Consider the following 17,632-nt stretch of genomic DNA (forward strand, 5'->3'; position numbering starts at 1 on the left):
GCAGCTGGGCGCGCCGTATGCGACGGTATGGGCGATGTTCTGGATCGTGGCAGGGGCTGTGCTCGTCGTGTCCGGCCTCGCGATCGCCGCGACGGCCGTCCGTGGCGCGCGCCGCGCCGGGTCGACGGGTGCGAGCGGCATCGCGATCGCGGTCGGCGGCGGCCTCCTCGTGTGGGGCGCCGTGGCCCTGCTCGTCGGCCTGCTCACCGAGGGCTGACCGGCACCTCCCGCGCGTCCACGAGCTCCGCCCCGCTCACCGCGCCCGAGAGCCCGCGGCGCGAGCGGGTGAACGGGACCGCGACCACCGACACCACCGCGAACAGGGCCGCGAGCGGTGCCGCGACCGAGGCGGCCACCCCCACCGCCGCAGGGATCCCGGCCGGCAGGTCGCTCAGCAGGCCGAGCGCTCCCCACAGGGCGCCGCCCGCCGACGCGCGGGCGACCCGCTGCGCCGTCGTGCCGCGCCGCCCGGCCCAGCGCGGGGCGAGCCATACCGTCCGCTGGCCCCACGAGGCGCCGCTGCCGAGGAACGTCGGCACCACGAAGACGACCACGAACGGCACGAGCGTGCCGAGCAGCCACTGGGCCCAGTCCGCGCCGTCGGGCAGCGGGCGCCCGAGCGCGTAGAGCACCGTGCGGTAGGCGACCTGCAGCACGACGCCCAGCGCCGTGACGAGCAGCGCGTCGAGCAGCATCCCGAGCCATCGCCGCCAGACGGTCACCGGCCGGGCCTCCTCGCGGCGCGCCTCGAGCTCTCCCGCACGCGGCATCCAGCGCAGCAGGAGGGGCGCCGCGAGCGCCCCGAGGAGCGCGCCGAGCGTGTTGGTCAGCACGTCGTCGACGTCGGCGACCCGGTACGAGCACGGGATGATCCCGAAGATCCCGGTGTACTGCGTGGTCTCGACGAGGAGCGACACGAGCAGGCCGGACAGCGTCGTGACGAGCACCCCGCGGCCGAGGTAGCGCCGCACGAGCACGCCCCAGGGGACGAACAGGACGACGTTGAAGACCACCTGGAGCACGGCGGTGCTGCGCAGGGTCGCGCCGAGCCCGAGCCCGGCCGTGTCCCGCCGGACGTCCGCGAGCGAGTGGAACGGCACGAGCTCGGCGCCCGCGACGCCGTACTGCGCGCACCACCGCGCGAGGTCGCCGCTCGGGAGCGGCAGGAGCGTGTAGGCGACGAGCGCGACCCCGTAGACCGCGACGGCGGCCGCCCCGAGCAGACGTCGGCCGCTCAGGCGGCCGTACCGCCGGTACTGCCACGCGAGCGCGGGCACGAGGAAGGCGGCGAAGAGCAGGGCGCCCCCGAGCAGGCCGACGTACGCGGGCCACGTCCACCGGTCGGTCACGCGCAGGCTCCGCCCTGCGCGGGACGGCGCGCGGCGCGCGTCACGGTCGGGACCGGGGTCGGGTTCGGCGTCACGGGCCCCAGTATCGCGGCCGACGACGACCGGCCCCGTCCGGCGGGACCTTCGGCGCGGCCCGGGGCGGGAGCTCGGGCCTACCGTGGAGGTGCGGTCGGGAGTCACGGGTCGCCGCGGGTGCACCGAGGACCGGTCCGGGACCGGCCGCCGCGCACCGACCGGTGCGCGCGGCACGAGGGACGAGGTGAGCACGATGAAGGCGGCGCGGTACCACGGCAAGGAAGACCTCCGGATCGAGGACGTCCCGGAGCCCGAGACCCGGCCGGGGACCGTGAAGATCCGGCCCGCGTGGACGGGGATCTGCGGCTCGGACCTGCACCTCTACCTCGAGGGCCCGTTCCCGCCGGCGCCGTCGGAGACGCAGCCGCACCCCCTGTCGGGCGAGACGCTGCCCGTCGTGTTCGGGCACGAGTTCTCCGGCGTGGTCGAGGAGCTCGGCGAGGGCGTCGAGGGCCTCGCGGTCGGGGACGCGGTCGTCGTCGAGCCGTTCATGGTGTGCGGCGAGTGCCCGCCGTGCCGCGACGGGCTCTACAACGCGTGCGTGAAGATGGGCTTCATCGGCATCTCGGGCCGCGGCGGCGGGCTGGCGGAACACGTCGTCGTCGAGCGGCGGTGGGTGCACCCGGTGGGCGACGTCCCGCTGGACCAGGCGGCGCTCATCGAGCCGCTGGCCGTCGCGTACCACGGCGTCCGCCTCTCCGGGGCGCAGGCGGGCGACACGGTCCTCGTCGGCGGCGCGGGTCCGATCGGCCTGCTCACGTGCGCCGTGCTGCACGCGATCGGGGCGCGCGCGATCGTCACGGAGGTGAGCGGGGCGCGCAAGGCCAAGGCGCTGGAGACCGGGGTGGCCGACGACGTCCTCGACCCGCGCGAGGTCGACGTCGCCGCGCGCGTCCTCGAGCTCACGGACGGCCGCGGCGCGGACGTCGCGATCGAGTGCTCGGGCGCGCAACCTGTGCTCGACACGCTGACCCGCGCGCTCAAGGCGGGCGGCACGCTCCAGATCGTGGCGCTGTTCTCCGAGCCGCCGACGCTCGACGTCATGACGGTCCTGCTCCGCGAGCTGACCATCAAGGGCGCGATCGGGTACGCGGACGACCACCCGGCCGTGATCCGGCTCGTGCAGGAGGGCAAGGTCGACCTCGCCCCGTTCGTGACGAGCCGCATCGCCGTCGAGGACGTCGTGGAGAAGGGGTACCGAGAGCTCATCGACCACAAGGACGACCACGTGAAGATCGTCGTGTCGGTGTGAGACGGCGGCCTGCGGCCCCCACCGTCCCCGGGGGCCGCGGGCCGCGCTGCTCGACCTGCGGTGCACGGCGGGGCGTGCCACGGTGGAGGAGCACCGCAGCACCCGGCCCCGGGAGGCCCGCATGGACGTCCTCGCCGCCCACGGCGACGCGATCGGCGCGTTCGACGCGCTCGTGCGCCCGCTGCGCGACGACCGCTGGCCGCTCCCCACGCCCGACGCGGACTGGACCGTCCGCGACCTCGTCAACCACGTCACGGCCGAGCAGCTCTGGGCCCCGGAGCTCCTCGCGGGCCGCTGGATCGAGGACGTCGGCGGCGTCTTCGACGGCGACGTGCTGGGCGACGACCCCGTCGACCGCTGGGTCGACGCGTCCGTCCAGGCGCGCGAGGCGTTCCTCGCGCCGGACGCCCTCGACCGTCGCGTGCACCTCTCGTACGGCGACGAGTCGGGGGCGGAGTACTGCGCGCAGATGACGTTCGACCTCGTGGTGCACGCGTGGGACCTGGCCCGGGCGACGGGCGGGGACGAGGAGGTCGACCCGGCGCTCGTCGCGTGGGCGCTGCGCTACGCCGAGGCGCGCTCGACGTTCCTCGAGCCCGGCACGCTCTTCCGCGGCCCCCTCGACGTCGACGACGGCGCCGACGACCTCACGCGCCTCCTCGCGCTCACCGGCCGCGCGCGCTGACCGCCGCCGCACGACGACGGGGTGAACGTCGGCGGAACGTCCGGCGTGCGGCGTCCTGCGCAGGACGGCCGGGCGCGCCGCGCGCGAGACTGGCCCCATGCCGCTCGACCGCACCGCACCCCGGACGCCGGCGGAGCCGCCCGGCGCACCGGGTCGCGCCCGTCTCCTCGAACCGGTCGCCGACCGCGCGGGCCGGCCGCTCGTCGTCGGGCACCGGGGCAACTCGTCCGTCGCGCCGCAGAACACGCTCGCGGCGTTCGAGGCGGCGTGGCGCGCGGGCGCGGACGCGATCGAGCTCGACGTGCACCTCACGGCCGACCGGCACGTCGTGGTGCTGCACGACGACGTCGTGGACGAGACGACGGACGGCACCGGCCGCGTGGACGGACTGACGCTGGCGCAGGTCCGCGCGCTGGACGCCGGGTCGTCGTTCGCGCGGGCGTTCGCGGGCCAGCGCGTCCCCACGTTCGAGGAGGCTGCGCGGTTCGTCGCGGAGCGGCCCGGGCTGGAGCTGCTCGTCGAGCTCAAGGGCGTGTGGTCGGCGGACGACGCGGCGCTCGTGACGGGGGTCGTGGACGCGGCCGGGATCGGGGACCGGGTGGTCGTCCAGTCGTTCTGGCCGCCCACGGTCGCCGCGCTGCGCGACGCCGCGCCGCACCTCGACCGGGCGCTGCTGCTGGCGCTGCACCCGGACAGCCTGGGCGAGCTGGTCGCGGTGTGCGCGGACCTCGGGGTCGTGGGGTGCCACCCGGAGGTCGCGTTCCTCGCGCACGAGCCGGGCCTCGTGGAGACGCTGCGCGACGCGGGCCTGCGCGTGCACGTGTGGACCGCGGACACGCCGGACGAGTGGGACGACCTCCTGGTCCAGGGCGTCGACGGCATCATGACCGACCGACCCGACCGCCTCGTCGGCTGGCTCGACGCGCGGCTCGGCCCCGCCGCGCACGCGGGCGCCCGAGAGGTGGACCTCGCCGCGTCGCCCTAGCCTCGACGGATGAGCGCGACGACCCCGCCGACGCCCCCGGGCGCGCACCCGCCCGGCACCGCGACGAGTCCTGCCGCGCCCGGCGGCGCGCCCCGGTCTCCCGCGGTGTGCGTGCTCGCCCTGACGCCGCTGCTCGCGATCGAGATCGAGCCCGCCGGGCCGACCGAGACGTCGCCCGAGGTGCACGTCCACCCGGGCGGGCAGGGCCTGTGGCTCGCGCGCATGGCCTACTCGCTCGGGGCGCACGTCGTGGTCTGCGGGCCGTTCGGCGGCGAGACGGGCAGCGTCGCGGCGCACCTCGCCCGCACCGAGAACCTCGAGCTGCGCACGGTCGGCACCGGCGGCAACGGGGCGTTCGTCCACGACCGGCGCAGCGGCCAGCGCACCGAGCTCGTGACGATGGACCCCTACCCCCTGAACCGGCACGAGGTCGACGACCTCTACAGCACCGTCCTGGTCAGCGCGCTCGACGCGGCCGTCACGATCCTCACCGGCTCGGAGACGGCCGTCGGGGTCCCCGCGTCGTTCTTCCGGCGCCTCGCTCACGACCTGCACGCCTCGGACCGCCAGGTCGTCGCGGACCTCTCCGCCGACCAGGCGCAGGCCGTCGCCGACGCGCCGGGGGTCGTGCTCAAGATGAGCCACGAGGAGCTCGTCGAGGGCGGCTTCAGCGACGACGAGTCCGAGGAGTCGCTCCTGCGGTCCGCGCGCGCCATGGTCGACGCCGGCCCGCGCGCGCTCGTCGTGTCCCGCGCGCACGACCCCTCGCTGCTCGTCACGCGCGAGCACACGTACCGGGTCACGACGCCCCGCGTCACGACCGTCGACCACCGCGGCGCGGGCGACTCGATGACGGCGGGGATCGCCGTCGGGCTGGGGCGCGGGCTCGAGCTGCCCGACGCCGTCCGGCTCGGCGCCGCGGCCGGGGCGCTCAACGTCACGCGGCGGGGCCTCGGGACGGGCCGCCGCGACCAGATCGAGCGCTTCGCGCGCAGCGTCACGGTCGAGGACGTGACCTGACGCCCGCCCGCGGAGCGTGACCGAACACCGAGACCCGGACCCGAACCCTCAGGAGGACCGCGTGCGCGCACTCGTGACCAACGACGACGGGATCGACTCCCCCGGCCTGGCGGTGCTCGCCGGGGCGGCGCTCGACGCCGGGTACGAGGTCGTCGTCGCGGCGCCCGCCCGGGAGTCGTCCGGGGCGAGCGCCGCGCTGCTGGGCGCCGAGCGCGACGGCCGGCTGGCCGTCGAGCCGCGTAGCGCGCCCGGCCTGCCCGACGGCGTCACCTCCTACGCCGTGCGCGCCGCCCCCGCGCTCATCGCGTTCGTCGCCGCCTACGGCGGGTTCGGCCCGCGGCCCGACCTCGTGCTCTCGGGCGCCAACAAGGGCGCGAACACGGGCAACGCGATCCTGCACTCGGGCACCGTCGGCGCGGCGCTGTCCGCGATGACGCACGGCATCCGGTCGCTCGCCGTCTCGGTCGACGCCGCCGAGCCGCGGCACTGGGACACCGCGCGGCTCGTCACCGACCACGTGCTCGCCTGGATGGACAGGAGCGCCGCCGACGTCCCGCTCGACCGGCGCACGCTCAACGTCAACGTGCCCGACGTCGCCCCCGACCGCCTGCGCGGGCTGCGGCAGGCGCCGCTCGCGTCGTTCGGCCTCGTCCAGGCGAACATCCACGAGGACGGCGACCGGCACCTCGTGCTCCAGTACTCGGGCACCGAGCGGCACTCCGAGCCCGACTCCGACACCGGCCTGCTCACGCGCGGCTGGGCCACCGCGACGCTCCTCGTCGCCCCCTACGCGGACGCGAGCGTCGACATCCCGACCCTCCCGCCCCTGGCTTGACGACCCCCGCCGTCGAGCACGGGGTCCGCGACCGCGTCGCGGCCGATCCGGTCGTCAACCCCGTGCTCGACCGTCGCCGGTGTCGTGATCGGGGGTCTCGTCGTCCGGCACCGTCTCGTGCTCGGCGGTGCGCTCGCGCTCCTCGATGACGTCCTGGCCGGGCCCGGCGAACGCCCGCGAGCGCTCCTCGCCCTCGGGCGTCCCGCTGAAGAAGGCGGACTCCGCGGCCTCGGGCAGGTCGTCGTCGTGCCCGACGGCGGGCAGCGGCCGGGTGCTGCCCGGCGCCTCGGCGTCGTCGACGCCCCCGTCCGCCGCGGTCGGCCCGGTGCGGCCCGGACGACCCGCGCCGTCGTCGGGGCCCGGCACCACCCCGACGAGCCGCGTCGGGTCCTCGCTCGGCGCGGCGCCCGCGCCCCGGCCCGCGCGCCGGATCGTGCCGAGGACGACGGGCGCGTCGGCACGACGCGCACCTCGCTCCGCGGGGAGCCGCGGCGGCCGCGCCGGGGCGACGGGACCGCCGTCCTCCGTGGCGTCGCGGCCGGGGCCTCCGTTCGCGTCCGGCCCGTCCGGCGCGCCGAGCCCGTCGCGCTCGTCCGGCCGGTCGAGGTCCAGGGCGTCCACCGCGCGCTCCAGCCGCGTGCGCGGCAGGCCCTGGGGCGCGGCGCGCTGCAACCAGTCGACGAGACCCTCGCGCACGAAGCACCGCAGGTCGAACAGCGTCGGGGCGTCGTGCGCGCTGACGAGCGCGCGCACGCGGACGAGGCCCCCGACGGCGTCGGTCACCTGGAGGATGCCGACGCGCTCGTCCCACAGGTCCGTGAGCCCGAGCAGCCGCCGCAGCTCGGCGCGCATGGGGCCGACCGGCACCTCGAAGTCGAGGTCGAGCTCGACCGTGCCCAGCAGGTCGGCCGCGCGCCGGGTCCAGTTCTGGAACGGCGTCGTCGTGAAGTACGTCGACGGCATGATGAGCCGGCGGTCGTCCCACAGGTGCACGACGACGTACGTCATCGTGATCTCCTCGATGCGCCCCCACTCGCCCTCGAGGACCACGACGTCGTCGACGCGGATCGCGTCGGTGAACGCGATCTGCATGCCCGCGAAGACGTTGGCGAGCGACGTCTGCGCCGCGAGCCCCGCGACGATCGAGATGAGCCCGGCCGACGCGAGCAGGCTCGCCCCCGCCGCGCGCGCGGCGGGGAACGTCAGCAGGATGCCCGCGACCGCGCACACGACGATCACCGCGACGGTGAGCCGCCGCAGCACCGTGATCTGCGTCCGGACGCGGCGCGCGTGCCGGTTGTCCGCGGTGTCCATGCGGTAGCGCTGGAGCGCGGAGTCCTCGAGCACGAACGCGATCGCGCCCACCCACCACGCCCCGACCACGATGAGCGCGATGAGCAGCAGGTGCTCGACGGCGGGCCGCCACGGCGTCCCGGCGTCGGTGGTGACGCGCACGGCGATCCAGACGGCGACGACGGTGAGGACCGCGCGGTCCGGCCGCCGGAGCCGTCGCGACAGGTCCCGGGCCAGCTCGCTGCGCCGCCCGGCCCGCCGCACGACGGCGGAGATCACCGTCCCCAGCACGAACGCCAGGACCACGCCCGCCGCGACCGCACCGAGGGTGAGCAGGACGTCGGTCGTGTTCTCGAGCTCGGTGTCCATCCCCCCAGGCTAGGCAGGGTGCGAGACCGTCACCTCCGGGCCGCGCGACGGACGCGGGGCGCCCGGGACCGCGGGGGGCGGGCCAGCCACGGGGCGAGCACCTGCGTCACGCGCGGCAGCACGAGGTAGGTCATCACGGGCGTGAGGACGAGCGTCGTGGCGAGCACGCGCGGGACGACCGGCACCGCGTCCCACGCGGGGACCAGGCTCCCGACGAGCAGGGTGAACGCGAGGTTCACGGGGAAGAACCCGAGCCAGATGCTCACGGACTGCTTCCAGCGGGGCGGCGCCGCGGCGACCGCCGCGCCCGACGATGCGCCCGACGACGCGCCCGGCGTCGGGTCGTCGAACCAGCCCTCGATGCCCGTGCGGCGCTCGACCCGCGTCTCCTCGACGAGGTCCCGGCCTCGCGCGAGCCAGCCCACCCGGTCGGGCGAGGTCTCCCAGGCGTCGAGCGTCGCAGCGTCCGCGAACCGGTAGAGCATGTGCCAGTCGTGCGACCCGGCCGAGGCGCGCACCCAGCCGGAGCCGAGGAAGCCCGGGTAGCGGTTGGCGAGGTTGACCCCGTCCTGCACCCAGCGCGTGACGGCTGGGACGTTCTCGGGCCGGACGCGGCGCTCGATCGCGACGGTCACGGGACCGGCGCCGGTGCGGGCCGGGCCGGAGCGGGGTCGGGCGGGCGGGCTCGGGGGCAGGGCGCGGGCGGGGTCGCCGCCGGTCCGCCGCACGTCCCCGGGGACGTCGTGGGTCATGGGACGAGTGAACGCGGCGGGTGTTTCCGGGTCGTGAACGCGCGCGGGCGCGGGACGGATCGTCCCGCGGGTCGGGACGCGAGCCGACGCGCGCGGCGGCCGGGCCGGGCCTACCGTGGCAGGCATGATCTCGTGGGAGCTCGCGCTCGCCCTGCGCGACGCGGGCGTGCGGTGGTCCCCCGCCTCGGGCGACCGCTTCCGCCTCCTCACCACCGGTGCCGACGGCGACGTCTTCACCGTGAGCGACATGACCATCGAGCCGCACGAGTTCGACACCGGCGTCGTGCTCGGCTTTAACGGCACGACGGAGTGGGCGCTCGACTCCGTCGCGCTCGAGGACGCGCTGTGGCACCCGCTGGAGGACCAGCTCCGCGAGCTGCTCGGCGGCACGTTCCGCGCGCTCGAACGGACCGCCGACGGGTACGTCGTGCGCACCGAGGTCCTCGGCGAGGCGGCCGAGCACCGCGCCGCCGACGCGGCCGACGCCTACGCGGACGCCCTGCTCGCGCTCGTCGCCGTGAGCACGGAGGGCCCGCCCTGACCCGCCGCCGGCACGCGGCCTGGCTCGACGACGTCCGGCGTGCCCCGGGCGTCGTGCGCCGGGTGCTGCGCGCGCTGGGCGACGAGCCGCCCCTCGCCGTCGAGCCCGAGCCGCCCGAGGTCTCGCCCGACCTCGTGCCCCTCCTGCGCGAGCTCGGGACGGCGCTCCTCGACTCCGGCCGCTCGGTCACCGACGTCGAGGACGACCTCGAGGCGGTCGCCCGGCGGTCGGGCGCCTCGACCGTCGGCACCCTCGTCCTGCCGACGGGCGTGTTCGTCCGGGTGAGCACCGAGAGCGGCGCGGTCGCGGACTTCTCGGCCGCGGAGGCGAGCGGTCTCAACCTCGACCAGATCGGGGCGCTCATGACGCTCGTGCGCCGCCTGCGCACGTCGGACGTCCCGCTCGCCGACGCGCGGGCGCAGCTGCGCGCGATCGTCGCCCGCCCGCCCCGGTTCGGGGCCGCGCTCACCGTCGTCGGGCACGGGCTGCTCACCGTCGGTTTCGGGCTCGTGCTCAACCCGACGGGCCCGCTCCTGCCCGTCTACCTCGCCCTCGGGCTGCTCGTCGGAGCGCTGCGCTGGCTCGGCACGCGGTGGCCCACGCTCGCGACCGCCCTGCCTGTCGTCGCGGCGTTCGTCGTCACGCTCCTCGCCGTGGACGTGGTGCACCCGTGGCTGGGCGACGACCCGCTGAGCGTGCTCGTCCCGCCACTCGTGTCGTTCCTGCCCGGGTCGGTGCTCACCGTCGCGGCGATCGAGCTGACGAGCAACCAGATCGTCGCGGGGGCGAGCCGGCTCGTCTACGGCGTCGCGCAGCTCCTGCTCCTCGTGTTCGGCGTCGTCGCCGGCGCCGCCGTCGGGGGCCCGCTCGTCGCGGCGCCGCAGGGCGACCACCTCGGGTGGTGGGCGCCGTGGGTGGGGATCCTCGCCGTCGGGCTGGGGCAGATGCTCTTCGCGTCGTCGCCGCGCGGTTCGCTCCCCTGGGTCCTGCTCGTGCTGCTGGGCGCCTACGCGGCCCAGCTCCTGGGGTCGCTCGCCGCGGCGCCCCTCGCCGGGTTCTTCGGGGCGCTCGTCATCGCCCCGCTCGCCGCGCTCGTCGAGCGCTCGCGGCACGGGCCGCCGGCGGCCGTCACGACGCTGCCCGCGTTCTGGCTCCTCGTGCCCGGCGCCCTGAGCCTCCTGGGTCTCTCCGACCTCGTGAACGGGGGCCCGGAGGCCGCGCAGGAGATCGCGAACGCGGTCGTCGCCGTGTTCGGGATCGCGCTCGGGACGCTCGTCGGCTCGGCGGTCACGCGCGACGCAGGACGCGTGACACGTACCCTCTTCACGTCCTGAGCACACGGTCCCCACGCCATTCCCGGGGGTTCCCCTCGTGAGCCCACCCCTCTGGACGTCCGTCTAGTTGAAGATGGAACAGCCGACAGGCCTCCGCGGTCCACCCCGAGACCGTGCCTGTCGGCGTCGTGGTGAGAGGGCGCGCTCGCGTCCCGCCCGACCGCACGCCGTCGTGGTCACCCCGCGCTCCCCTGCGCAGGTGCCCAGGGACCGGAGCGCGCCGCGCTCGACCGCCCGCGACCACGACCCGATGATCGGATCGTCCGCTTGACCACTGCACAGCACCTCACGTCCACCCCGACCGGCACCACCGGCGCGTACCCCGCCGTCCGCGGCGAGGCGCGCTAGATGGGCCGCCACACCGCGCGCCGGGCCTCGTTCCCCGCCGCCCTCGTCTCCGCCGCCCGCCGTGGCACGCACGGGACCGGCTCTGCCGCGCCCCGGCGCCGCCGCACGCTCGGGACCGGCGCCGCCGTCGCGGCCGTCGCGCTCACCGCGAGCACCGCCGCGGCGGCCTTCGCCGACGGCGCGGCGCCGTCCGCCACGACCGACGCGACCGAGGCGGCGCCCGCCGGCACGCCGACGTCGGGCGCCGCGGTCGCCCCCGTGTCCCTCGGGACGGTCGCCGCCCCGGCGACCGCCGACCCGGCGACCGTCGACGCCGCGGGCGACGTGCTCGTCCGGGCCCAGTTCCTCACCGGGGAGGGCGCCGCGGCGCTCACGCCCGAGCAGGTCGCCCAGATCGAGGACGCGCGCACGCGGCTCAGCGAGGCCGTGTCCGAGGCGTCCCCGTCCGAAGACGCCACCACGCTCCTCGGCTCCCCCGCGGAGTCGGGGCTCGCGAGCCCGGCCGACGGCGCCCCGACGACCGCCGAGGCCACCGAGGAGCCCGCGACCGACGACACGCTCACCGCCGCCGAGACGCTCGGCGCGAGCGTGCCCGCGCTCGACGGCCGCGCCGACGACCGTGCGAGCCGGTCCTCGGCCCGCACGCCGCTCGACGAGCTCGAGGCCGCGGTCCCGACGCTCGGCACCGCGACGCCGGGCCTGGCCACGGCGCCCGACGACGCCACGCCCGGGACGGACGCCGCCGCGCCGTCGGCGGGCGCCGACGCGGCGACCGAGTCACCCGAGGAGGACGCGGCAGCCGCGGACACCGCGACCGACGCGCCCGACCTCACCGCCGGCACGGCAGACGCGACCGCCGAGGCACCCGCGGACCCGGCGGCTCCCGCCGGCACGGAGGAGATCGCCGCGCTGACGGCGGAGCTCACGACCCTGCTCGACGCCGCCGGCTCGGGCGTGACCGTCCAGGTCGTGCCCGGACCGCCGTCGGCCGAGGAGGTCGCCGCCCAGCTCGACCAGTGGGCCACGTCCACCGCGGGCTACGGCAACGGGCAGATCCCGGCGAGCGCGCTGTGCGAGCTGTCGTTCGCGCCCGGCGAGCAGCTCCGCTGCGACGCCGCCCACCAGATCGAGGCCCTCAACGAGAAGTACCGCGAGGCGTTCGGCGCGAACCTGTCCGTGACGGACTCGTACCGCTCGTACGCGTCCCAGGTCGCCGTGAAGGCGTCCCGCGGCTACTTCGCGGCGCCGCCCGGCATGTCGAACCACGGCTGGGCGCTCGCGCTCGACCTCGGCGGCGGCATCCAGAGCTACGGCACCGCGCAGTACGAGTGGATGCGCGCCAACGCGCCGGCCTACGGGTGGGAGAACCCCGAGTGGGCCCGCGCCGGCGGCTCGAAGAACGAGCCCTGGCACTGGGAGTACGGCGACATCTCCTGACGAGCCGCTCCCCCACGACGACGGCCCCGGCACCGCGACGAACTCGCGGGACCGGGGCCTTCGTCGTCCGTGCCCGGCGACGCCGGGCGCGTCAGGTGAGGGCGTCCGCGAGGAGCAGCATCGTCACGAGGAACCCGGTGACGAGGTTGAGCCACAGGAACGCCCGCCACCCGGCGTTGGCGCGCTCGCAGTCGTCGTCGCGCACGTCGCGGAACCGCAGCACGTTGACGGCGTACGGCAGCGGGAGCAGCGCGGCGAGGACGCCGGGCCACGGGAGCACCGCGAGCACGACGGCCGCCCCGACGTACGCCGCCGCCGCGGCGAGCACGGTCGCGTGCGCGCCGATCGCCGTCGCGACGGACGCGATGCCGCCCTCGCGGTCCGCGCGCACGTCCTGCACCGCACCGAACGCGTGCGAGGCCATGCCCCAGAGCACGAAGCCGACGAGCACGGGCCAGACGGACCGCGCGGAGAGGTCCGCGTCGACGAGCACGAGCGCGTACAGCAGCGGCCCGGCGAAGTGCATGGCGGAGGTGAACGAGTCGAGGAACGGGCGCTCCTTGAACCGCAGCCGGGGCGCCGAGTAGGCGACGACGCCGAACACCACGAGCGCGAGGACCGCGCCCGCGAGCGGGTCGCCGAGGAGCAGGAGCGCGACGAGGAACGGCACGTTGGTCGCGACGCACGCGCGCAGGATGCGCCGGTGCGTGACGCGCGCGGTCGCCGGGTCCGCCAGCGCACCCTCGATGCCGCCCTTGCGCGGGTTCCGCAGGTCGCTCGCGTAGTCGAAGACGTCGTTCACGCCGTACATGAGCAGGTTGTACGGCACGAGGAAGTACAGCGTCCCGACGACGAGCGCGAGGTCGACGCGCCCGCCGGTCGCCACGAGGTACCCCGCGGCGAAGGGGTACGCGGTGTTGATCCAGGAGAAGGGCCGCGACGCGGCGAGGACGTCCTTCACCGGTCGTCCTCCGTGGCACGCGCGCGCCCGGACCCGCGCTCGGCGGTGCGGTCGCGACCGGCGGTGCGGTCGCGACCGCGGGCGCCGAGCACCGTCCACAGCACCGGCATCCCGAGCGCGGCGGCGAGCGCGTACGCGAAGTCCTCGAGCGGCGCCCCCCACAGGTAGACGCCGAGGATCTTGTCCGGGTGGTAGACGTACAGGTCGGCCGCGATCATCAGCGTGTCGAACACGAGGGTGAGCACGCACATCACGACGGCCGTCCACACGAGCGGCCCGGGTCGCAGCCGGCGCAGCACGCGCCACGACACCGCGACGAGCACCGCGAGGACGATGACGTTGAGCACGATGTTCGTCACGCGTCGTCCTCCCCGGCGCGCCGGGCCGCGAGCACGCGCTCGGCGCCCCGCCAGACGAGCAGCGCGTTGTAGCACAGGAGCGTCAGGAACACCGCCTCCTCGACGGGGAGGTCGGGCGCGAGCAGCAGCCCGGTCATCCAGGGGCTCTCCCCGCGCGCGAAGATCCCGAGCGCGAGTCCCGCGACGTCCCACGCGAGGAACCCGACGACGCCGAGCCCGACCGTGAGCGCGGCCCGCCGCGGGTCGGACCAGAACGCGAGCCGGAACCGGCGGTCGAGCACGGCCAGGCCGCCGAGCGAGACCGCGAGCGCACCGAGGTAGGCGAGGCCCGTCACCGGCGGACCGCCACCGGCCGGTCCGCCGGCCGGAGCCGTTCGGGCCGGCGGCTCGCGGCGAGGAAGCCCTCGCGCAGCGGCTCGGGCAGCGGGCGCGCGGACGTCTCGCCGAGCAGCCGCTTGGCGACGAGCTCGGCGCTGATCAGGCACATCGGCAGTCCCACGCCCGGGATCGTGCCACCTCCGGCGTGGTAGAGCCCGTCGACACGGCGGGACGCGTTGCCCGGGCGCCACAGCGCGGACTGCCGCAGGGTGTGCTCCATGCCGAGCGCGCCGCCGCGCCACGCCGAGAGCTCGGTCGCGAAGTGCGCCGGGCCGAGCACGCGTCGCGTGACGACGCGCCCCGGGAGGTCCTCGACGCCCGCCCAGCGTCCCACCTGGGCGAGGTAGCGGTCGGCCAGCCCTTCGAGCGTGCGCTGCGACGGCTCGTCGCCGCCGAGCGTCGGGTCGGCGGGGAACGGCACGAGGAGGAACAGGTTCTCGTGGCCGGGCGGCGCCGCGGGGGCGGCCGACGTCGGCCCGTCGGTCGCGCTCGTGCGCGACACGTACAGCGAGGCCGGCTCCGGCACGCGCAGGCCGCGGGGGTCGCTGCGACGGTCCGGGCCGAGCACCGCGTCGAAGTTGGCGGGCCAGTCCTTCGTGAAGAACAGCGAGTGGTGCGCGAGCTCGGGCAGCTCGCCGCGGACGCCCGCGAGCACGAGCAGCGCCGAGATGCCGGGGCCCTTGTCCTCCCACGCCGCGGCGGGGAGGTCGGCCCAGCGCGGATCGAGGAGCGCCGTCTCCGTGTGGTGCCGGTCGGCGGCCGACACGACGACGTCCGCCTCGACGAGCTCGCCCGACGCGAGGCGCACCCCGGCGACCCGGCCGCGGCGACCGCCGCCGGGCACGACCTCGATCCCGGCGACGTCGGCGCCGGTGCGCACCTCGGCGCCCGCGTCGCGCGCGAGCCGCTCGACGGCCTCGATGAGCGTGTACATGCCCCCGCGGGGGTACTGGACGCCGTCGACGAGGTCGAGGTGGCTCATGAGCGAGTAGAGCGCGGGCGCGCGGTAGGGGGACGACCCGAGGAACACGGCGTGGTACCCGAGGAGCTGCTGGAGCCGCGGGTCGTCCACGGCGCGCGCGGCCCGGTCGGCGAGCGACTCGCGCAGGAGCCCGGCCAGGCGCGGCAGCCGGCGCAGCACCGCGGGCGAGAGCGCCCGGTCGGGGCGCTCGAACGTCGTGTAGAGGAAGTGGTCGAGCGCGAGCCCGTACGCCTCGCTCGCGTCCTCGGCGTACGCGGCGACCCGGCCCCCGGCACCCGGCTCGATCGCGTCGAGCCGCGACCGGTTGACCCCGGGGTTGCCGGACAGCTCGAACGTCGACGCCGCGCCGTCCGCGCCCGGCTCGAAGAACACCCGGTACGCCGGGTCGAGCGGGACGAGGTCGAGGTGGTCCTCGACGCGCGCGCCGAGCAGCCCGAAGAAGTGCTCGAACACCTCGGGCATGAAGTACCAGGACGGGCCGGTGTCGAAGCGGAAGCCGTCCACCTCGAGCGTGCCCGCGCGACCGCCCACCTCGTCGTGCCGCTCGAGCAGGGTGACGCGGGCGCCACCGCGCGCGAGCAGGGCGGCGGTGGCGAGCCCGGCGATCCCCCCTCCGACGACGACGACGCCCGGAGCCCTCACGCGAGCACCTTCCGCGGGCGCGGGGAGCGGGCGGACGCCACCTGGCCGAGGAGCTGGCCGCCGGCGGCGCGCGCCGCGAGCGCGACCTTCATCGTGTCCGGGATGCGCACGCGCGCACGCAGGATGTCCTCCGGCGGCGTCGCGGCGAGCCGCGCGAGGAGCCGCTCGTAGACGGCGACGGTCGCGGCCACGGCGATGCGCGGGCGCACCGGGAGCCCGGGGAGCGCGGCGCGGGCGGCGGCGAGGTCGCCCTCCACCTCGCGGCAGAACGCCTCGACGTCCCGGCGGCGCAGCCGGCCGGGGACGACGCCCGGCAGGTAGGCGCGCCCGAGCTCGTCGTGGTCGGTGCGCAGGTCGCGCAGGAAGTTGATCTTCTGGAACGCCGCGCCGAGCGCGCGGGCGCCGCGGACCAGCACCGGGTCCGGGACGCGCAGCGGCTCTCCCGGGCGGCGCCGCGCGTTGAGGAACACCGCGAGGCACATGAGGCCGACGACCTCCGCCGAGCCGTACACGTACCGCTCGTAGCTCTCGCGGTCGTGCACGCGCACCGTGAGGTCGGTGCGCATCGAGGCGAAGAACGGGTCGACCTCGTCGTGCCCGAAGCCGCAGCGGCGCGCGGCACGGGCGAACGAGTGGACGACGAGGTTCGTCGACCAGCCCCGGTCGAGCGCCCGCGCCGTCTCCGCCTCGAGCTCGTCGAGGAGGTCTGCCGCGCCGTCGCCGCGGCGCGTGTCCACGACCTCGTCGGCGATCCGCACGAGCCCGTACACCGCGTCGATCCCGTCGCGGGTCGGCGTGTCGAGCAGGCGTGCGCCCAGCCCGAACGAGGTCGAGTACGCCGCCAGCACGACCCGGCTCGTGCGTGCGGCGGTCAGGTCGTACAGCCGTGCCGGGTCGCTCTCGTCGCCCACGTCGTCGTCCCGCCTTCCGTCGCCGGGGCACCTCCCCGGTCAATCCTCAGCATGCTGAGGGATGTAGGATCGCACGGGACGCCGGATTTCACACCTCGGAGGCGGCCTCGCGCGTCGTGTCGATGCGGCGGGGCCCGGACTGCCAGGCCTCCCACGCCGACGCGATGATCTCCGGCAGGCCGTTCGTGGCGCGCCAGCCGAAGAGCTCGTTGATGCGGCGGGGGTTCCCGACGAGCTGCGGCGGGTCGCCCGCGCGGCGCGGCAGGACCTCCGGCGTGACGTCGAGCCCGCTGACGCGCCCGATCTCGTCGATCACCTCGCGCACCGAGGAGCCCTCGCCCGTGCCGACGTTGAAGACGTCGAACGGACGCTCGTCCACGTCGAGGTACTCGAGCGCGGCGAGGTGGGCCTGCGCGAGGTCGAGGACGTGGATGTAGTCCCGGATGCACGTGCCGTCCGGCGTCGGGTAGTCGTCCCCGAAGATCTTGGGCCGCTCGCCGCGCTCGAGGCGGTCGAGGACCATGGGCACGAGGTTGAGCACCGCGGGGTCGCCCAGGTCCGGCCAGCCCGCACCGGCGACGTTGAAGTAGCGCAGGGCGACGAACCGCAGCCCCCACGCGCGGCTCGCGGCCCGACCGAGCCACTCCCCGACCAGCTTCGTCTCGCCGTAGGGGTTGATCGGCTCGGCGTGCAGCTTCTCCTCGACCAGGGACACCGACGGCATGCCGTACGTCGCCGCCGACGACGAGAAGACGAGGCGGTCGACGCCGGCCGCCTGCATCGCGGTGACGAGGTTCGTGAAGCCCCCGACGTTCTGCTGGTAGTACCAGGCCGGCTTCTCGACCGACTCCCCCACCTGCTTGCGCGCCGCGAAGTGGACGACCGCGCGCACGTCGTGCTCGGTCATGGCGCGCGTGAGCACGTCCACGGCCTCGGGCGACGCGACGTCGACCTCGACGAGCACCGCGTCACCCACCCGGTCCGCGCGGCCCGTGCTCAGGTCGTCGACCACGACCACCTTCTCGCCGCGCTCCTGCAGGAGGCGCACCACGTGCGCGCCGATGTACCCGGCTCCGCCGGTCACGAGGATCGTCATGGCACCACCCTAGTGCGCGCGCCCCGCG

At 76.2% G+C, this 17,632-nt stretch carries 18 protein-coding genes; 9 read left to right on the top strand and 9 right to left on the bottom strand.

Annotated elements, in window-relative coordinates; genetic code table 11:
* Positions 1–34: 34 nt before the first annotated feature.
* Positions 35–217, top strand: a complete 183-nt coding sequence (locus ACPCUX_RS15465; protein WP_043655062.1) for a hypothetical protein — start codon at positions 35–37, stop codon at positions 215–217.
* Here ACPCUX_RS15465 and ACPCUX_RS15470 read toward each other — a convergent pair.
* Complete coding sequence (locus ACPCUX_RS15470) at positions 204–1,349, bottom strand: VanZ family protein (RefSeq protein WP_043655066.1); 1,146 nt, start codon at positions 1,347–1,349, stop codon at positions 204–206. The two genes, ACPCUX_RS15465 and ACPCUX_RS15470, sit on opposite strands and share 14 nt — an antisense overlap.
* Positions 1,350–1,617: 268 nt before the next feature.
* Here ACPCUX_RS15470 and ACPCUX_RS15475 point away from each other — a divergent pair, with 268 nt between their 5' ends.
* From ACPCUX_RS15475 to surE, 5 genes are all read left to right on the top strand, one after another.
* Positions 1,618–2,676, top strand: coding sequence for a 2,3-butanediol dehydrogenase (locus ACPCUX_RS15475; RefSeq protein WP_021483082.1), 1,059 nt, complete (start codon positions 1,618–1,620; stop codon positions 2,674–2,676).
* Positions 2,677–2,797: 121 nt separating this feature from the next.
* Positions 2,798–3,361, top strand: a complete 564-nt coding sequence (locus tag ACPCUX_RS15480; RefSeq protein ID WP_423389114.1) for a TIGR03086 family metal-binding protein — start codon at positions 2,798–2,800, stop codon at positions 3,359–3,361.
* Between the two features lie 97 nt (positions 3,362–3,458).
* A complete protein-coding gene (locus ACPCUX_RS15485; RefSeq protein WP_423389115.1) occupies positions 3,459–4,346 on the top strand; it encodes a glycerophosphodiester phosphodiesterase in 888 nt (295 codons plus the stop codon).
* Positions 4,347–4,355: 9 nt separating this feature from the next.
* On the top strand, positions 4,356–5,366 hold the full coding sequence (locus tag ACPCUX_RS15490; RefSeq protein WP_085386567.1) for a 1-phosphofructokinase family hexose kinase: 1,011 nt from the start codon (positions 4,356–4,358) through the stop codon (positions 5,364–5,366).
* Positions 5,367–5,427: 61 nt separating this feature from the next.
* Positions 5,428–6,201, top strand: coding sequence for a 5'/3'-nucleotidase SurE (surE, locus tag ACPCUX_RS15495; RefSeq protein ID WP_085386568.1), 774 nt, complete (start codon positions 5,428–5,430; stop codon positions 6,199–6,201).
* Positions 6,202–6,255: 54 nt separating this feature from the next.
* Here the strand turns inward: surE and ACPCUX_RS15500 are convergent, their stop codons facing one another.
* Together ACPCUX_RS15500 and ACPCUX_RS15505 are read right to left on the bottom strand one after the other, a co-directional pair.
* A complete protein-coding gene (locus ACPCUX_RS15500; RefSeq protein ID WP_423389116.1) occupies positions 6,256–7,863 on the bottom strand; it encodes a mechanosensitive ion channel domain-containing protein in 1,608 nt (535 codons plus the stop codon).
* Positions 7,864–7,892: 29 nt separating this feature from the next.
* Positions 7,893–8,615 (bottom strand): antibiotic biosynthesis monooxygenase, encoded by a 723-nt coding sequence (locus ACPCUX_RS15505; protein ID WP_114554096.1) that lies wholly within the window; start codon positions 8,613–8,615, stop codon positions 7,893–7,895.
* Positions 8,616–8,739: 124 nt separating this feature from the next.
* Here ACPCUX_RS15505 and ACPCUX_RS15510 point away from each other — a divergent pair, with 124 nt between their 5' ends.
* From ACPCUX_RS15510 to ACPCUX_RS15520, 3 genes are all read left to right on the top strand, one after another.
* Positions 8,740–9,156, top strand: coding sequence for a hypothetical protein (locus ACPCUX_RS15510; protein ID WP_034654403.1), 417 nt, complete (start codon positions 8,740–8,742; stop codon positions 9,154–9,156).
* Positions 9,157–9,218: 62 nt separating this feature from the next.
* A complete protein-coding gene (locus tag ACPCUX_RS15515) occupies positions 9,219–10,490 on the top strand; it encodes a threonine/serine ThrE exporter family protein (protein ID WP_186325201.1) in 1,272 nt (423 codons plus the stop codon).
* A 348-nt stretch (positions 10,491–10,838) separates the two neighbouring features.
* On the top strand, positions 10,839–12,275 hold the full coding sequence (locus ACPCUX_RS15520) for a M15 family metallopeptidase (protein ID WP_423389117.1): 1,437 nt from the start codon (positions 10,839–10,841) through the stop codon (positions 12,273–12,275).
* 91 nt (positions 12,276–12,366) lie between these two features.
* Here ACPCUX_RS15520 and ACPCUX_RS15525 read toward each other — a convergent pair whose 3' ends face one another.
* The 6 genes from ACPCUX_RS15525 to galE all read right to left on the bottom strand — a co-directional run bounded on the left by ACPCUX_RS15525 (position 12,367) and on the right by galE (position 17,604).
* On the bottom strand, positions 12,367–13,236 hold the full coding sequence (locus tag ACPCUX_RS15525) for a prenyltransferase (RefSeq protein WP_086149195.1): 870 nt from the start codon (positions 13,234–13,236) through the stop codon (positions 12,367–12,369).
* Positions 13,233–13,595: a lycopene cyclase domain-containing protein gene (locus ACPCUX_RS15530; protein ID WP_081895887.1), complete on the bottom strand. Its 363-nt coding sequence runs from the start codon at positions 13,593–13,595 to the stop codon at positions 13,233–13,235. Before ACPCUX_RS15530 ends, ACPCUX_RS15525 begins: the two co-directional genes overlap by 4 nt.
* Entirely contained in the window at positions 13,592–13,930 is a 339-nt protein-coding gene (locus ACPCUX_RS15535; RefSeq protein ID WP_031317163.1) for a lycopene cyclase domain-containing protein, read from the bottom strand. Before ACPCUX_RS15535 ends, ACPCUX_RS15530 begins: the two co-directional genes overlap by 4 nt.
* The gene (gene crtI / locus ACPCUX_RS15540; RefSeq protein ID WP_423389118.1) at positions 13,927–15,597 is read right to left on the bottom strand and encodes a phytoene desaturase family protein; all 1,671 of its coding nucleotides are present in this window, start codon (positions 15,595–15,597) and stop codon (positions 13,927–13,929) included. The genes ACPCUX_RS15535 and crtI overlap by 4 nt, the downstream gene beginning before the upstream one ends.
* Positions 15,594–16,508: a phytoene/squalene synthase family protein gene (locus ACPCUX_RS15545; RefSeq protein ID WP_085386576.1), complete on the bottom strand. Its 915-nt coding sequence runs from the start codon at positions 16,506–16,508 to the stop codon at positions 15,594–15,596. The genes crtI and ACPCUX_RS15545 overlap by 4 nt, the downstream gene beginning before the upstream one ends.
* An 88-nt stretch (positions 16,509–16,596) precedes the next feature.
* Entirely contained in the window at positions 16,597–17,604 is a 1,008-nt protein-coding gene (gene galE, locus ACPCUX_RS15550) for a UDP-glucose 4-epimerase GalE (protein WP_085386577.1), read from the bottom strand.
* Positions 17,605–17,632 lie beyond the last annotated feature (28 nt).

Source organism: Cellulosimicrobium sp. AB352 (assembly GCF_049538415.1).
In the GTDB taxonomy this organism is placed as follows: Bacteria; Actinomycetota; Actinomycetes; order Actinomycetales; family Cellulomonadaceae; genus Cellulosimicrobium; species Cellulosimicrobium funkei.

Excerpts from the sequence above, each read along its gene's own strand:
- ACPCUX_RS15480 (WP_423389114.1), top strand. The coding sequence starts at position 2,798 with ATGGACGTCCTCGCCGCCCACGGCGACGCGATCGGCGCGTTCGACGCG.
- ACPCUX_RS15520 (WP_423389117.1), top strand. The coding sequence starts at position 10,839 with ATGGGCCGCCACACCGCGCGCCGGGCCTCGTTCCCCGCCGCCCTCGTC.
- ACPCUX_RS15465 (WP_043655062.1), top strand. The coding sequence starts at position 35 with ATGTTCTGGATCGTGGCAGGGGCTGTGCTCGTCGTGTCCGGCCTCGCG.
- ACPCUX_RS15490 (WP_085386567.1), top strand. The coding sequence starts at position 4,356 with ATGAGCGCGACGACCCCGCCGACGCCCCCGGGCGCGCACCCGCCCGGC.
- ACPCUX_RS15500 (WP_423389116.1), bottom strand. The coding sequence starts at position 7,863 with ATGGACACCGAGCTCGAGAACACGACCGACGTCCTGCTCACCCTCGGT.
- ACPCUX_RS15485 (WP_423389115.1), top strand. The coding sequence starts at position 3,459 with ATGCCGCTCGACCGCACCGCACCCCGGACGCCGGCGGAGCCGCCCGGC.
- ACPCUX_RS15510 (WP_034654403.1), top strand. The coding sequence starts at position 8,740 with ATGATCTCGTGGGAGCTCGCGCTCGCCCTGCGCGACGCGGGCGTGCGG.
- ACPCUX_RS15475 (WP_021483082.1), top strand. The coding sequence starts at position 1,618 with ATGAAGGCGGCGCGGTACCACGGCAAGGAAGACCTCCGGATCGAGGAC.
- ACPCUX_RS15505 (WP_114554096.1), bottom strand. The coding sequence starts at position 8,615 with ATGACCCACGACGTCCCCGGGGACGTGCGGCGGACCGGCGGCGACCCC.
- galE (WP_085386577.1), bottom strand. The coding sequence starts at position 17,604 with ATGACGATCCTCGTGACCGGCGGAGCCGGGTACATCGGCGCGCACGTG.